This window comes from Achromobacter sp. 1011791174 (assembly GCF_059760925.1).
The window spans coordinates 1-14,979 of record NZ_JCBANH010000011.1; the positions used below are offsets into that span (position 1 = coordinate 1).

Sequence of the window (14,979 nt, forward strand, 5' to 3'; positions counted from 1 at the left end):
GGCGGGTTGCATGGCGGATGGGCCGGCCAGGGACGGGGGGATGGGAAGAAAGTGCGGGATTTTAGCGGGGAAGCCCCCGCCGCGTGACCCCGCTGTCGCGGCGCGTGGACGGGCGGTCGGTCGGGGACGGGCCGCTTGCTAGAATCCCTTGCCGCCAACCCAGGGCCGGCCAGGGCGCGCAACCGCGCCCGCCGGACCGCCACGCCATGCAAAAAAGAGCTAAACGGATCGTCATCACGATCGTGCTGATCGTCGCGATCCTGCCCATGTTCCTGCTGTTCTGGCTGATGTCGGGCGATGACGAGAACTTCGCCACCATCGACCATGGGCAGTCCTATGGCAATAGCATCTACAAGCGCTACCAGGATGCCGTCTATGCCGCCGTGCCCAGCAACGGCTACTACCGCATCGACGCGGCGGACCCGGCGAGCTTCCAGGCCTTCGACACCGGCGCCTTCGACGGCAGGCAGGCCGGCTGGGACCAGCGCCACGTTTACTGCGGCAATCTGATCCTGCCGGACTTGCGGCCGGCATCGGCGCGCTACCTGGGCAACAGCTACTTCAGCGACGGCGCGGCCACGTACTTCTGTTCGATGCACAGCAGGCTCAACCGGGAGCTGGAGCCGCTGGACGAGTTCTGGCAGAAGATCCTGCACCGGGCCGGCGCGGGGCCCAAGCCGCAGACCTACCTGTATCCCTACGTGGCCCTGCCGGCCAGCGCCCGGCCCTATCGGCCGCTGCTGGACCGCGACCTGGCCACCGACGGCGCGCGCGCGTTCTATCGGGGCCTGGAGATGCCCCAGGCGAACCCCGCCACGCTCCGGCGCGTGCCGGCGGGCCGGGATGGCGACGTGCGGCCCAGCGATGATTTCTTCGCCGATGGGAGCCGCGTCTATTTCCACGAGCAGCCGCTGCCGCTGTCGGACGATCCCGCGCTGCACGCCTTCATGGTGGGCGACCTGTACCGGCAGCCCTATCTGCGCGACCCGCGCGACGGCATGGTGTACGTGGGCGCGCAGCCCTTCGACGCCGCGCATGCGCCGTACCGGCTGATCAACGAGAAAGGCCGGCACGTCTACCAGGCGCTGTTTGCCAGCAAGGACGGCCTGTATTTCTACAACACGCAGACGCGGCAGCTGGAACGGGCGGGCGACGATCCTTTCGCCTCGGGGGCGTATGCCGAGCTGTCGCCCTACGTCTATTCGGACGGCGCGCAGACGCTGTTCCTGCGGGCGGAGGAAGTCTGGGCCCGTTCCACCCGAGGCGGCGGTGGCGGGCTGGTGTCGCGCTCCACTCTGGTCAACCGGCTGCGGGACGCGCCGGACGGCGCGTGGGTCAAGCGCGGCGTCGTGTATCACAACTTCGGCACGGTCTGGCAGAAGGGCGGCACGCTCTACTACTTCGACGAGATGGGGCCATCGCAGCTTATCTCCAACCCGATCTACCAGATCCTGGACCCCGTCGCGGCGGACTTCCTCTTGCGCTCGCAAGAGACGCGGCAGATCACGGCCGACGATATCCGCAAGCTGATCCGCGGCGGCAAGCTGGCGGTGCCGCAGTACGAGACCGTGCTGGAGGCCAAGACGCGCTACCGCAAGATCTTCTCGATTTTCTAGGTTGATTCAACGCCATGAACGCGACCATCGTCCTGTTCCTGATCGTCCTGCTGGTGCTGTGCATCGGCGGCCCGCTGGCGGGCCTGGCCGCGGTCAAGCGCGCCCATGCCTTTCGCATCGAGGATGGCCACCTGGTGGCGGGCCGCGTCGTCAGCCGGCGCTATCCGCTGGGCGACATCGAGCGGGTGGTGTTCTCGGCGCAAGGGTCGGAACGTGCCGGCTACGTCGGCGCCTTCGTCGTCCAGACCCGGCACGCCGGCAGCAGCGGGGAATACATCTTCAGCGTCGACAACATCCGCTTCCGCCGCGCGCCCAAGGCGGAGCTGGAGGCCAGCATCGAGACGCTGCGGCGGCAGCTGACGGACACGGGCATCGCCAGCGAGTATCGCGGCTGACCCGAGTCGCGAGCCGGCGGGCGAGGCTCGCCGACCCGCCGCGTGTGCTGGTTGGAGCGGATCAGCCGCCCGCCCTTGAAAGCCCGCGATTGGCCCCCACATCGGTAGGGTTTCCCGGATGACGCGCAGCCTTGCGGATCCGGTCCGAATATTCCGTCCCTAAATTTCCAACGCATACGCCTATACCCATGAGCCAAACCGCCACGCCGTCCGCGTCCGAAACCCTGGGCTTCCAGGCCGAGGTGAAGCAACTGCTGCACCTGATGATCCATTCGCTGTACAGCAACAAGGAAATCTTCCTGCGCGAGCTGGTGTCGAACGCCTCGGACGCCTGCGACAAGCTGCGCTTCGAAGCCATCGACCAGCCGTCCCTGCTGGAAGGCGACAGCGAGCTGGCCATCACGGTGCGCTACGACAAGGACGCCCGCAGCATCACCATCTCGGACAACGGCATCGGCCTGTCGCGCGAGGAAGCCGTGGCCAACCTGGGCACCATCGCCCGTTCCGGCACGCGCGAATTCTTCTCGCAGCTGACCGGCGACAAACAGAAGGACGCCCAGCTCATCGGCCAGTTCGGCGTGGGCTTCTATTCTTCGTTCATCGTGGCCGACAAGGTCACCGTGGTCAGCCGTCGCGCCGGCGCCAGCGACGCGATCCAGTGGGAATCCGACGGCCAGGGCGAATTCACCATCGCCGCCGCCGAAAAGGCCAGCCGCGGCACTGACGTCACGCTGCACCTGCGCGCCGACGAGGACGAGCTGCTCAACGGCTGGAAGCTGCGCGAGATCCTGCGCCGCTATTCCGACCACATCTCGCTGCCGATCCGCATGCAGAAGGAAGAGTGGGATCAGGAAAAGGGCGAGCAGGTCAAGACCGATGAACTGGAAACGGTGAACCAGGCCAACGCGCTGTGGGCTCGCAACAAGTCCGACGTGACCGAGGAGCAGTACCGCGAGTTCTACAAGACCGTCTCGCACGACTACGACGACCCGCTGGCCTGGACCCACAACCGCGTCGAAGGCCGCAGCGAATACACCCAGCTGCTGTACGTGCCCAAGCACGCGCCCATGGATCTGTGGGACCGCGACGGCCGCCGTGGCGTGAAGCTGTACGTCAAGCGCGTCTTCATCATGGATGACGCAGACCAGCTGCTGCCCTCGTACCTGCGCTTCGTGCGCGGGGTGATCGACTCGGCCGACCTGCCGCTGAACGTGTCGCGCGAGATCCTGCAGGAAAGCCGCGACGTGCGCGCCATCCGCGAAGGCTCGGCCAAGCGCATCCTGTCGCTGCTGGAAGACCTGGCCGAGAACCGCCAGGACGACTACGCTGCGTTCTGGTCCGAGTTCGGCCAGGTGCTGAAGGAAGGCGCCGGCGAGGATCAGGCCAACCAGGAGCGCATCGCCAAGCTGATGCGCTTCGCCTCGACCCACAGCGGCGACCAGGCGCAGACCGTGTCCTTCGCCGACTACGTGGCGCGCATGAAGGAAGGCCAGGACAAGATCTACTACGTCACCGCCGACACCTTTGCCGCCGCCAGCAACAGCCCGCACCTGGAGATCTTCCGCAAGAAGGGCATCGAGGTGCTGCTGCTGTCCGACCGCGTCGACGAGTGGATGCTGTCGTACCTGCGCGAGTTCGACGGCAAGTCGCTGGTCTCGGTGGCCAAGGGCGGCCTGGACCTGGCCGAGCTGGCCGACGAGGAAGAAAAGAAGCACCAGGCGGAAGTGGCCGAGGACTTCAAGCCGCTGGTCGAGCGCCTGCAGAAGACGCTGGAAGACCAGGTCAAGGAAGTGCGCGTGACGCTGCGCCTGGTGGATTCCCCCGCCTGCGTGGTGGTGGGCCAGAACGAACTCAGCCCGCATCTGCTGCGCATGCTCAAGGCCGCCGGCCAGGAAGCGCCCAACGTCAAGCCGGTGCTGGAGATCAACCCCGAGCACCCGCTGCTGGCCCGCATCCGCGCGGCTCAGGACGACGAGTTCGACCAGTGGGCACGCCTGTTGCTGGACCAGGCGCTGCTGGCCGAAGGCGCCCAGATCGCCGACCCGGCGGCCTTCGTCAAGCGCTTGAATGCCTTGCTGCTGAAGTAAGCGGGGCGTGGGGTAGGGAAGGGGGCGTCCTGCGGAACGCCCTTTTTCTTTTTCGGGGACGAGACGGGCGCGAGCCCGATTCATGACCAGGAGTCAAAGGTGTTTGGCAAACGCCGGACTTTTTCCGCAATGATCCTCCCGTCATACTGCGCCCATCTCTCCTAAGGGTTTCCACGCATGCGCCGGCCGTCCAGCCGTCCAGGCGCGCGACTCGCCCCGGGACCCAACGACTCCAAGGAATAGCGCATGACAACCCCTGAAACCCCCGCCAACAAGGGCGGCCTGCCCCTGCTGGCCCTCGCCGTCGGCGCCTTCGGCATCGGCGTGACCGAGTTCTCGCCCATGGGCCTGCTGCCCGTGATCGCCGAAGGCGTGAACGTTTCCATTCCCAGCGCCGGCATGCTGGTCAGCGCCTACGCCATCGGCGTGATGCTGGGCGCGCCGCTGATGACGCTGGCGTTGTCGCGCTGGTCGCGGCGCAAGGCGCTGATCGCGCTGATGGCGATCTTCACGCTGGGCAACCTGCTGTCGGCGATGGCGCCCAACTACACCACGCTGCTGCTGGCGCGGCTGGTCACCAGCCTGAACCATGGCGCCTTCTTCGGCCTGGGTTCGCTGGTGGCGGCCAGCGTGGTGCCGCGTCACAAGCAGGCCAGCGCGGTCGCGACCATGTTCCTGGGGCTGACCATCGCCAACGTGGGCGGCGTGCCGGCGGCGACGTGGCTGGGGCAGGTGATCGGCTGGCGCATGTCCTTCGCCGCCACCGCCGTGCTCGGCCTGGTGGCGATGCTGGCGCTGTGGACCGCGCTGCCGGCCGGCGAGGCGGGCCGCCGTCCGGACCTCAGGCGCGAGCTGGCCGTGCTCAAGAGCCCGGTGGTGCTGGTGGCGCTGTTGACCACGGTGCTGGGCGCCGGCGCGATGTTCACGCTGTACACCTATGTGGCGCCGACGCTGGCCGAACTGACCGGTGCGTCGCCCGGCTTCGTGACCGCCATGCTGGTGCTGATCGGCATCGGCTTCACCATCGGCAACACGGCGGGCGGGCGTTATGCCGACCGCTCGCTGGACGGCAGCCTGATCGCCTTCCTGGTGCTGGTGATCGCGGACATGCTGGCCTTTCCGTGGCTGGCGTCCACTCAGGTCGGCGCGGCCGTGGGCCTGTTGATCTTCGGCTTCGGCACCTTTGCCGTGGTGCCGCCGCTGCAGATGCGCGTGATGCGCGCCGCCACCGAGGCACCGGGACTGGCCTCGTCGGTGAACGTGGGCGCCTTCAACCTGGGCAATGCGCTGGGGGCGGCGGCCGGCGGCGCGGTGATCTCGGCGGGCATGGGCTATGCGGCGGTGCCGGTGGCCGGCGCGTTGATCGCCGTGGCCGGGCTGGCGCTGGTGCTGCTGCAACGCGCCAGCAACCAGCGCCGCAAGCTGGCCGCGCAGGCCTGCTGAGGGACCGGGTGGGCGGACGCCGCGGGGGCGTCCGCCACGCTGCATCCGTGCCGGCAAATGCTCATTGATCTGCTGGCTGGATGTGGCGCCGGCCTCAGAACTCGAAGCTGCTGGTCAGATCATACGTGCGCCCCGGCGCCAGCAGCACCTGGCTTTCCGAGCGACCGGCGTAGTAGGCATACAGCCTGTCGGTCAGGTTGCGCACGCGCAAGGTCAGCAGTACGTTGCGCATCCGGTAGCTGATGGCCGCGTCCATCGTGGTGTGGCCGTTGATGCGGATCCGGTTGGCGCGGTCGGTATAGATGGGGCCGGTATGGTTCATGCCCAGGTAGAGATTGACCGGCAGGTCGCGCAAGCGGTAGTCGGCGTAAAGGTTGAAGACGCGCTCGGGCACGTTGGGCGGCGTGTTGCCCACGCGCGATGAACCGTCTGCCTCGGTCAGCGTATCGAAGCGCGCGTTCAGCATGGCGGCGTTGCCCGACAGCGTCAGCTGCGGCGTCACGCGCCAGGCCGCCGACAGCTCCACGCCGCGCGACGACTGCTTGCCGTTGTTGACTGTCAGGCCGGGCGTGTTCGGATCGCGCGACAGCACGTTGTCCAGTGCGATGTGATAGACCGCCGCGGTCCATTCCACATTGTCCAGGCTCTGCTTGAAACCCGCTTCCCATTGCTCGCCCTTGGACAGCGGGAACGCGGCGTTGCCGGACGACATCAGGAACAGCGAACCCACCGGCATGGTGGCGTTGGTGTACTGCGCATAGACGGACGAGGACGGCGTCAGGTCCAGCACTGTGCCCAGCCGCGCGGAGTTCGAGGAATAGCGCGTGCCGAAGTCGCTGCGCGTGCCCAGGTTCAGGTCCTTGATGCCCCGGTCCACGCGGATGCGGTCGTGGCGATAGCCGGCCACCACGGTCCAGGCCGGCGTCAGCTTGATGGCGTCCTCCATGAAGACCGAGGCGGTGCGCACGTCGGTGGCGTAGTCCGTGCGGTTGCCGCCGCCGGCCATCAGCGCCGGGTCATTGTCGTAGTAGCCGGTGTCCGGGCCGAACAGCGGCACACGCAGGCGGTCGGCGGTCGCGGCCGAGCGGTTGGAGAAGCGCCGCTCGCTGTCGAAGCGCGTCTTGCTCAGCTCGCCGCCGATCACGAACTTGTTCGACAGGCCGGCGAGTTGACCTTCGTGGGTGGCGTCGAAACGGTTCACGATGTAGCGCTGGTGGTGGGTGATGAGGGTCTGGTCGCGGTCGATCCAGGCCGGGGCGAGGTACACGGCCGACTCCGAGTTGCGCCACAGCCGGTCCACCTTGTTGGCCGCGAAATCGTTGCGCAGCGTCCATGCCGGCGTCAGCCGGTGCGTGATGCGCGCGCGCAGCCAGTGGGCTTCGGACGTGTTCCTGTCGTCGCGCACGTTGTAGTTGTTGCGGGCGATGCCGCGGTCCAGCACCATGTCGTTCGGCGCGCTGACCACGCCGGTCGGATCGTGCGCCACGCCGCGCGGCACCAGCGGCGTGCCCCAATAGGCGTGGCCGCTGTCGCGCGAGTAGTCGTAGGACAGGTCCAGCCACGTGGCGGACGCCACGTCGAAGGACAGCCCCGCCGTCAGGTGGTCCAGCGTCTGGCTGTTGCGGTCGATGGCCTCGCGGCTGTCGTTGCGGCTGTAGTCCAGGCGATAGGCGCCGGTCTCGCCGAACTTGTCGCCCAGGCCGAAGGCCGCGCGCGTGGAACCGTAGCTGCCATAGGACAGCATGGCCTGGCGGCCGGGGTTGTCGCGGTCGGGCCGCCGGGTCTGGAAGTCGACGATGCCGCCGATGGCGCTGTCGCCCTGCAGCACCGACGCGGGGCCTTTCAGGACCTCGATGCGCTCGTAGTTCCAGGTGTCCTGGACGCGGTTGGTGACGCCGGCGCCCGACATGCGCATGCCGTCGTACAGGTACAGGATGTCGGTGAAGCCGCGCGCGGACAGCGTGGTGGGCGAGGACGGCGGACCGCCGCCGGCCATGCCGGCCGCGCCGCGCAGCGCCTCGCTCAGTGTGCGCGCGCCGCGTTCCTGCATGGTCTGCTGCGACAGGATCTCCACCGACGCCGGCGTCTCGCGCAGCGTCAGTCCCAGGCGCGAGGCTGTGCCGCTGCGCGATTCCAGCCGCAGGCCGGGCTGCTCGTCGCGGGCCTCGACGGTGATGGGGGACAACTGCTCGGGCGCTTCTTCGGCGCCCACGGGCGCGCAGGCCGCGAAGGCCGCGGCGATGGACAGGACTTTCCTCATGGGTTCTCTTCTGGTGCGTGGTTCAAGCGTGTGAGGCGCGCCGGTCAGGGCTGGCGGACGGACGCTAGGCCAGGCGATAGCGGCGCAGCCGCCAGGCCGCCAGGAGCAGCAGGGCGCAGGCCGGCAGCAGCAGCTGCATCAAGCTGCGTACGGCCTGCGCGTGTCCGATGCCGGGGTGTTCTTCTTGCCAGTGGAATCTCGGCATGGCGGCGAAATCCGCTGGCGCGATCGCCATGCCGGCGTCGATGCGCGGCAGGAAGTAGTTCTTCCAGGCGCGATGATGGCGGTCGACCTGGCGCATGAATGCGGCGTGGCGACGCTCGCCGGTGCCGGCCAGCGCGGTGATGCCCTCGTAAGCCACGGCGGCCGGCGACACCAGGCTGTAGCGCGTGATCAGCGCCTGCCGGCGAGCCATCTGCGCGTCGTAGCGGTCCAGCTCGGGCTGCATCGCCTTGTCGACCTCGCGCTGCATGCGCGCATGCCCCATGGCGCGGCCATGCATGTCGATGCGGCCGTCCTTGGGCAGCAGCACTTCGGGGCGGTCCATGTGGGCGTAGTCGGTGGACAGTTGGTCGGCGTTGCGCATCATGGCCTGGGCCGTGGCGACGCGGGTGCGCGTGGCCAGTTCGGCGCGCGAGGGCGCGGGCTCGAGCCAGGTGGCGGCCAGGTTCAGCAGCACGGGCGCCACCAGCACCAGCAGCACCCAGGCCGCCATCAGCGTCACGGCGTTGGCGGCCGACGAACGGCCATAGGCATTGACGGCCACCGCCGCCGCGAACCAGAACAGCGCATAGGCGCCCACCAGCAAGGTCCACCAGATGGCGGCGGCGGGGGCGTGCAGCAGTTGCGGCCGGGCGAGCAGCAGCGCGGCCAGGGGCACGGCCACCGCCGCGCCCAGCAGCACAGCGGCGCGCAGCGCGATCTTGCCGGCCACCAGGGTGCCCAGCGTCAGCGGCTGCGACAGCAGCAGGCGCAGCGTGCCGTCCTCCTTTTCACCGGACAGCAGGTTGTAGCTGAGCGCGAAGATCAGCAGCGGCAGCAGGTACACCACCACGAAGGCCAGATCGAAATGCCCGCTTTGCAGGTGCCAGGGATTCTCGATGTCGTTGTTGTGGATGAAGTTGACCTTGCTTTGATAGGTCACCTTGAACTGCGAGGGGAACAGGTCGGTCTGGCCCAGCGCCACCGGCGCCATCGGCAGGCTGGGCAGGATGGCGTATTGCCCGCCCAGGCCGCCGCCTACGTTGGCGGGACTGGCCGGATTGCCGAACGGCGTGGGCGTTTCCTGGCCGGCCAGGATGCGCTCAAGCTGGGCCTGCAACCGGTCGCGCGCCTGCGCGTCGGCCTGCGCCAGCGCGGCCTGCGCCGCGTCGCGCTGGGTGGTCTGCAGCAGGCCGTTGAACATGGCGTAGGCCACCAGCAGCAGGAACAGACCGCCCGCCAGCCACAGCACGTGTTCGCGCAGCAGCAGGCGCAGCTCGTGGCGCAGGACCAGGAAGAAACGCGGGGTCGGGGAGGCGGACATCGTCGCGTTCCTACAGCAGGGGTTGGCGGGCGACGGCGCGCAGCGCGCCGGCCAGGCTCAGGACCAGGCCGGCGCACAGCATCAGCAGGGCCAGCGCGCCGTGGCGCAGCGCCCAGCCGGCGGCGGGCGGGTGGTAATCGAAGGCCGGCACGCGGGCCCACAGCGAGGCGCCGGCCTTGTAGGAGAAATGCTGGTGCCCGAGCGGATCCGCATGCGCCACCAGATCGGCGCTGACCAGATCCTGGATCACGCGGCGCTGGCCTTCGGCGGCTACGGTGAAGTCGCGGTGATGCGCGAAATCGGTGCCTGCCATGGAGGCCGAATAGGCGCGCAGCGCCAGCAGCGGCATCAGCCAGCCGGCCGCTTCCTGCACCGTCTGCTGGCGTTCCCAGGTGTCCCAGAGCCGGCCGTAGTGGCGGTCATAGACCTTGTAGCTGGATTGGTCGTCCAGCTTGAGCGCCAAGCCCCATTGGTTCAGCGGCACGTCGCGGCTCCAGCGTTCGGTGGTGCCGAAAGCCTGCATCCAGACGCGGTCCGAGGTGGCCTTGAGATCGTCGTTCAGCGCCTGGTTGAATTCCAGTCGCGTGGGGCTGGGATAAAGCGCGCGCGAGGCCTGCGCCATGACGCGCGGGGCCACCACGGTATTGGCGATCCAGATCGCCAGCAGCACGGTGATGGCCACGCGCGATGAACGCGCGGTCGCCGAGACGCCCAGCGTGATGAAGACGAAGATGGCCAGATACAGCGCATAGCCGCCGAGCAGGGCCGCATAGCGCAGCGCGGCGTCCGCGCCGCCGCCGGCCAGCGCCACGGCGACGGCGGCGACCAGGCCCGCCGGCGCCAGCAGCAACAGCAGGCTCAGGCCCAGCGAGGCCGCCTTGCCCCACAGCAGCTGGCGCGGCGCCACGCCCAGGCTCAGCGCCTGACGCAGCGTGCCTTGTTCGCGTTCGCCGGAAAAGGCATTGAAGCCCAGCACGATCACCAGCAGCGGGCCCAGCGCCTGCAGGATCCACGCCGCCGACAGATCGCCGAAGCGCTGCAGGCCGGTGGCGTCCTGCGCCGGCCGGAATTTCACTTCGCTCTGCCGGTGCGCCTGCAGCCAGATGGCGTTGCCGATATAGGGATTGATGCCGGGGTCCAGCAGCGCCAGCGCGGGATCGGGCTTGAACACATGCATGCCCTGGTGGGCCGCGTCGTGCGGATGGCGAGCGCCCTGTCGCAGCCAGTCCTGGTAGTCGGCATCCTGGGCCGCGGCCTGTTCGACGCGCGCATTGCGCTGGTGTGCGTAGCCCACCGCCAGCGCGGTGAGCAGCAGCAGCGCGACGATGCCGCCGGCCCAGTACAGCCGGCCGTCGCGCAGTCGCTCGCGCAGATCCTTCAGTGCGATCAGCGCGATCATGCGGCAGTCCTCATGTGCTCCAGGTACAGGGCCTGCAGGTCGATGTCGCTGATCTGGCTGCTGTCCAGGTTCTCCACCAGGCGGCCGCGCTTCATGATGCCGATGCGCGTGGCGGTCTGGCGGGCATGGAACAGGTCATGCGTGGTGGCCAGGATGGCCACGCCCTGGTCGCTGGCGCGTTGCAGCAGCTCGGTGAACTCGGCTGCAGCCGACGGATCCAGGCCGGAGGTCGGTTCGTCCAGCAGCAGCGCGCGGGCGTTCTTGGCCAGCGCCACCGCGATCCAGACCTTTTGGCGCATGCCCTTGGAATAGGCGGCCACGCGCTTGTCGGCGGCCGTGGCGTCCAGGCCGGCCTGCGCCATCCACGTCAGCAGGCGCTCGCGCGGCGGCGTCTCGCCCAGGGCCAGGGCCGCGAAATAGCTCAGGTTCTCCAGGCCGCTCAGGGTGCCGTAGAGGTTGACCTGTTCCGGGATGTAGGCCACGTGGCGCTTGCTTTCCAGCGGTTCGCGCGCAACGTCCAGGCCGTTGATCAGCGCCTTGCCGCCGTCCGCCTGGATGAAGTTCAGGAACAGGTTGATGGTGGTGGTCTTGCCGGCGCCGTTCGCGCCCAGCAGGCAATAGATCTCGCCGGGCGCGATGCGCAGGGTCAGCGGATGGAGCGCGGTCTGGTCGCCGTAGCGCTTGGTCAGGCCGATGGCTTCGAGCACGGAGGGAGTTTCCTGAATGAGGGGTGCTGCGGGCGACCGTGGCGCCACGGCGCGCGGCGAACGGCGCTGGGGGGCACACCGATCGCAGTGAGCAGTTTTTGGACAATTTGGATTGTTATAACATAACAAAAATGGAGCGGACAAGCCATGGTCACCATGGCGCGCAGGCGGAAGGGCGCAGGATTTAGCGCATGTGTGGATGCGGCCGGCGGTCTGCGCGGCCACGGCGCGAGGCCGTCGCGCAGAACCGGGCTATCCAAGAAAAAAGCCCTTGGCCTGAACAGGCCAAGGGCTTTGCGGCAAGCGCGCGGACGGGGACTCAGGCTTCGATCCGTTCCACCTTGCCCACCAGCAGGATGTACGACAGCGCGCCCAGCAGGGCCAGCGAGGACACGTACACGATGGCGGGCGCGAAGCTGTCCTTGGACACAAGCAAGCCGATCACGATCGGGGTGCAGATGGACGACAGGTTGCCGACGAAGTTGAACACCCCGCCGGTCAGGCCCAGCAGCCGCACCGGCGCCAGCGCCGACACCAGCGACCAGGTGATCGAGGCCAGCCCGTTGCCGAAGAAGGCCACGGCCAGGAAGAAGATGACCCAGGGCGTGGAATCGGTGAAGTTGGCGCCGATCATGGACGTGGAGATCAGCAGGCCCAGGATGATGGGCAGCTTGCGCGCCAGGCCCACCGTGGCGCCGCGGCGGATCAGGAAGTCCGATAGCACGCCCGAGCAGAGCACGCCGATGAAGGCGGCCAGGAAGGGCACCGAGGCCAGGAAGCCCGACTTGATGAAGTCCATGCCGCGGTACTTCACCAGATAGGTCGGGAACCAGGTCAGGAAGAACCACAGCGTCGAGGTCAGGCAGAACTGGCCCAGGTACACGCCCCACAGCTTGCGTTGGGACATGACCAGACCGAGGTCGTTCCAGTTGAAAGGCGCTTTCTTTCGCCGCCGGGCCGCCCCAAGGCGAAAGGCGCCCCCTTGGGGGGCAGGAAGCCCGTCTTGCGGGCGCGCCGTGGGGGCATCTTCCTCGGTCACGCGCTTTTCCAGGTCGACCACGCCGCCGCCCTGTTGGATCAGCTCGATCTCAGCCGCGTTGGCGCCCTTGAACTGGCGCGGCTCGCGGTACACCATGAACCACACCACGCCCCAGACGATGCCCAACAGGCCCGTGCTGACGAACACCATGTGCCAGCCGTAGTGGTGCTGCAGCCAGGCCAGCACCGGCGTCAGGAAGGCCAGGCCGACGAACTGGCCGGACGTGTAGAAGCCGATGGCGGTGGCGCGTTCCTTTTCCGGGAACCAGGTGGTGACGACGCGGTTGTTGATCGGATACGCGGGCGCTTCCAGCGCGCCCACGGCCAAGCGCAGCACGAACAGCACGATGAAGCTGCTGGCGAAGCCCATGAAGAACGTGGCGGCGGACCACAAGATGAGCGCGGCGGCGTACAGCACGCGCGGCGCCACGCGGTCCACCAGCCAGCCGCCGGGAATCTGCATGGCGGCATAGGTCCAGCCGAAGGCCGACAGGATCAGACCTTCGTGCACGGTGTCCAGCCCGAACTCGTCCTTGAGCGCGGGCGCGGCGATGGACAGGTTGCTGCGGTCCAGGTAGTTGATCACGACAGTGATGAATAGCATCACCATGATGAGATAGCGGCTGCGGGTCGGCCGCTGGGCGCCTTGCGCGCCCAGGTGGGTGGCGGTGGTCAAGGGGGTCTCCTCTCTCGCGTTCCTCTATCGGCCTACCATTCGGCGAAGCTGCCGTCGGCGTGGCGCCAGACGGGGTTGCGCCAGCGGTGGCCGACGGCGGCGCGTTCCTTGACGTATTCCTCGTTGACCTCGATGCCCAGGCCCGGCCCCTGTGGGATCATGACCATGCCGTCCTGGTAGGCGAACGCCTCGCGGTTGCTGACGTAGTCCAGCAGGTCGTTGGCGGCGTTGTAGTGGATGCCCAGGCTCTGTTCCTGGATGAAGGCGTTGTAGCAGCCGGCGTCGATCTGCAGGCAGGTGGCCAGCGCGATCGGGCCCAGCGGGCAATGCAGCGCCAGCGCCACGTCATAGGCCTCGGCCATGGCGGCGATCTTGCGCGTTTCGGTGATGCCGCCGGCGTGCGACGGATCCGGCTGGATGATGTCCACATAGCCTTCGGACAGCACCCGCTTGAAGTCCCAGCGCGAGTACAGCCGCTCGCCCAGCGCGATGGGCGTGGACGTCAGCGGCGCCAGTTCCTTGAGCGCCTCGTAGTGCTCGCTGAGCACGGGCTCCTCGATGAACATCAGCTTGTACGGGTCCAGCTCCTTCATCAGCACCTTGGCCATGGGCTTGTGCACGCGGCCATGGAAGTCCACGCCGATGCCCACGTTCGGGCCGACCGCGTCGCGCACGGCAGCCACGTTCTCCAGGCACTTCTCGACCTTGTCGAACGAATCGATGTATTGCAGCTCTTCGGTGCCGTTCATCTTCACGGCGGTGAAGCCGCGCTCGACCGCGCTCCTGGCGGCCGCGGCGGTGTCGGCCGGGCGGTCGCCGCCGATCCACGAATACACGCGGATGCGGTCGCGCACGTTGCCGCCCAGCAGCTGCGACACGGGCACGCCCAGGTGCTTGCCCTTGATGTCCCACAGCGCCTGGTCGATGCCGGCCAGCGCGCTCATGTGGATGGCGCCGCCGCGATAGAAGCCGCCGCGGTACAGCACGGTCCAGTGATCCTCGATGTTGCGCGGGTCCTTGCCGACCAGGTAGTCCGACAGTTCCTCGACCGCGGCCGCGACCGAGTGCGCGCGGCCTTCCACCACGGGTTCGCCCCAGCCGACGATGCCGGCGTCGGTCTCGATCTTCAGGAAGCACCACCGGGGCGGCACGATGTAGGTGGTGAGCTTGGTGATCTTCATGCTTGGGTCTCCTGGGCGGGATAGGCGCGTTGCCAGGCGGCGACGAATTCGCGCGCGCGCTGGCCGGTTTCGGCGGCCGTCTGGCCGGGCTTGTACAAGGCGGAGCCCAGGCCGAAGCCGCTGGCGCCCGCCTGGGCATAGGTGGACAGGTTGTCGGGCGTGATGCCGCCCACCGGCACCAGCGCGACGGGCGGGCGCAGCACGGCGCGCCAGGCCTTGAGCACGACGGGGCCGAGCTGTTCGGCGGGGAACATTTTCAGCACGTCGGCGCCCGCGGCCAGCGCGGCATAGGCCTCGGTGGGCGTGGCCACGCCGGGGCTGGAGGCCAGGCCGGCGGCCTTGGCGGCGCGGATCACGGCGGGGTCGCTGTGCGGCATGACGATGATCTCGCCGCCGGCGTCCTTCACGCGAGCCACGTCGGCCGGATCCAGCACGGTGCCGGCGCCGACCAGGCAGTCGGCCGGCAGCGCGTCGCGCATGGCGCGGATGCTGGCGAACGGTTCGGGCGAATTCAGCGGCACTTCGATCAGCCGGAAACCGGCGGCGTAGAGTTCGCGCGCGGTGGCGGCCGCGTCGGCGGGCGTGATGCCGCGCAGGATGGCGATGAGGCCGCAATGGGCCATGGCGGTTTGCAGACCGGGATGCGTCATGG

Annotated in this window: 11 protein-coding genes; 4 read left to right on the forward strand and 7 right to left on the reverse strand. The window is 68.3% G+C overall.

Features of this window, described 5'->3' with window-relative positions; all coding sequences use genetic code 11:
* Window positions 1-206 precede the first annotated feature (206 nt).
* From AC6LJ5_RS06035 to AC6LJ5_RS06050, 4 genes are all read left to right on the forward strand, one after another.
* Window positions 207-1,616, forward strand: a complete 1,410-nt coding sequence (locus AC6LJ5_RS06035; protein WP_498140053.1) for a DKNYY domain-containing protein — start codon at window positions 207-209, stop codon at window positions 1,614-1,616.
* A gap of 14 nt (window positions 1,617-1,630) precedes the next feature.
* Entirely contained in the window at window positions 1,631-2,011 is a 381-nt protein-coding gene (locus AC6LJ5_RS06040; protein ID WP_103271229.1) for a hypothetical protein, read from the forward strand.
* A 188-nt stretch (window positions 2,012-2,199) separates the two neighbouring features.
* A complete protein-coding gene (htpG, locus tag AC6LJ5_RS06045) occupies window positions 2,200-4,098 on the forward strand; it encodes a molecular chaperone HtpG (protein WP_392408805.1) in 1,899 nt (632 codons plus the stop codon).
* A gap of 246 nt (window positions 4,099-4,344) precedes the next feature.
* A complete protein-coding gene (locus tag AC6LJ5_RS06050) occupies window positions 4,345-5,541 on the forward strand; it encodes an MFS transporter (protein ID WP_498140054.1) in 1,197 nt (398 codons plus the stop codon).
* 94 nt (window positions 5,542-5,635) lie between these two features.
* Here the strand turns inward: AC6LJ5_RS06050 and AC6LJ5_RS06055 are convergent, their stop codons facing one another.
* From AC6LJ5_RS06055 to AC6LJ5_RS06085, 7 genes are all read right to left on the reverse strand, one after another.
* Window positions 5,636-7,801 carry a TonB-dependent receptor gene (locus AC6LJ5_RS06055; RefSeq protein ID WP_498140055.1) on the reverse strand — a complete coding sequence of 722 codons (2,166 nt, stop codon included), beginning with the start codon at window positions 7,799-7,801 and terminating at the stop codon, window positions 5,636-5,638.
* Between the two features lie 64 nt (window positions 7,802-7,865).
* Entirely contained in the window at window positions 7,866-9,326 is a 1,461-nt protein-coding gene (locus AC6LJ5_RS06060) for an ABC transporter permease subunit (RefSeq protein ID WP_498140056.1), read from the reverse strand.
* Between the two features lie 10 nt (window positions 9,327-9,336).
* A complete protein-coding gene (locus tag AC6LJ5_RS06065) occupies window positions 9,337-10,725 on the reverse strand; it encodes an ABC transporter permease subunit (RefSeq protein ID WP_498140057.1) in 1,389 nt (462 codons plus the stop codon).
* Entirely contained in the window at window positions 10,722-11,432 is a 711-nt protein-coding gene (locus tag AC6LJ5_RS06070) for an ABC transporter ATP-binding protein (protein ID WP_498140058.1), read from the reverse strand. The genes AC6LJ5_RS06065 and AC6LJ5_RS06070 overlap by 4 nt, the downstream gene beginning before the upstream one ends.
* A 319-nt stretch (window positions 11,433-11,751) precedes the next feature.
* Entirely contained in the window at window positions 11,752-13,146 is a 1,395-nt protein-coding gene (locus tag AC6LJ5_RS06075) for an MFS transporter (protein ID WP_498140059.1), read from the reverse strand.
* 32 nt (window positions 13,147-13,178) lie between these two features.
* On the reverse strand, window positions 13,179-14,327 hold the full coding sequence (gene dgoD, locus AC6LJ5_RS06080) for a galactonate dehydratase (RefSeq protein WP_103271218.1): 1,149 nt from the start codon (window positions 14,325-14,327) through the stop codon (window positions 13,179-13,181).
* The gene (locus AC6LJ5_RS06085; RefSeq protein ID WP_103271217.1) at window positions 14,324-14,977 is read right to left on the reverse strand and encodes a 2-dehydro-3-deoxy-6-phosphogalactonate aldolase; all 654 of its coding nucleotides are present in this window, start codon (window positions 14,975-14,977) and stop codon (window positions 14,324-14,326) included. Before AC6LJ5_RS06085 ends, dgoD begins: the two co-directional genes overlap by 4 nt.
* Between the last annotated feature and the right edge of the window lie 2 nt (window positions 14,978-14,979).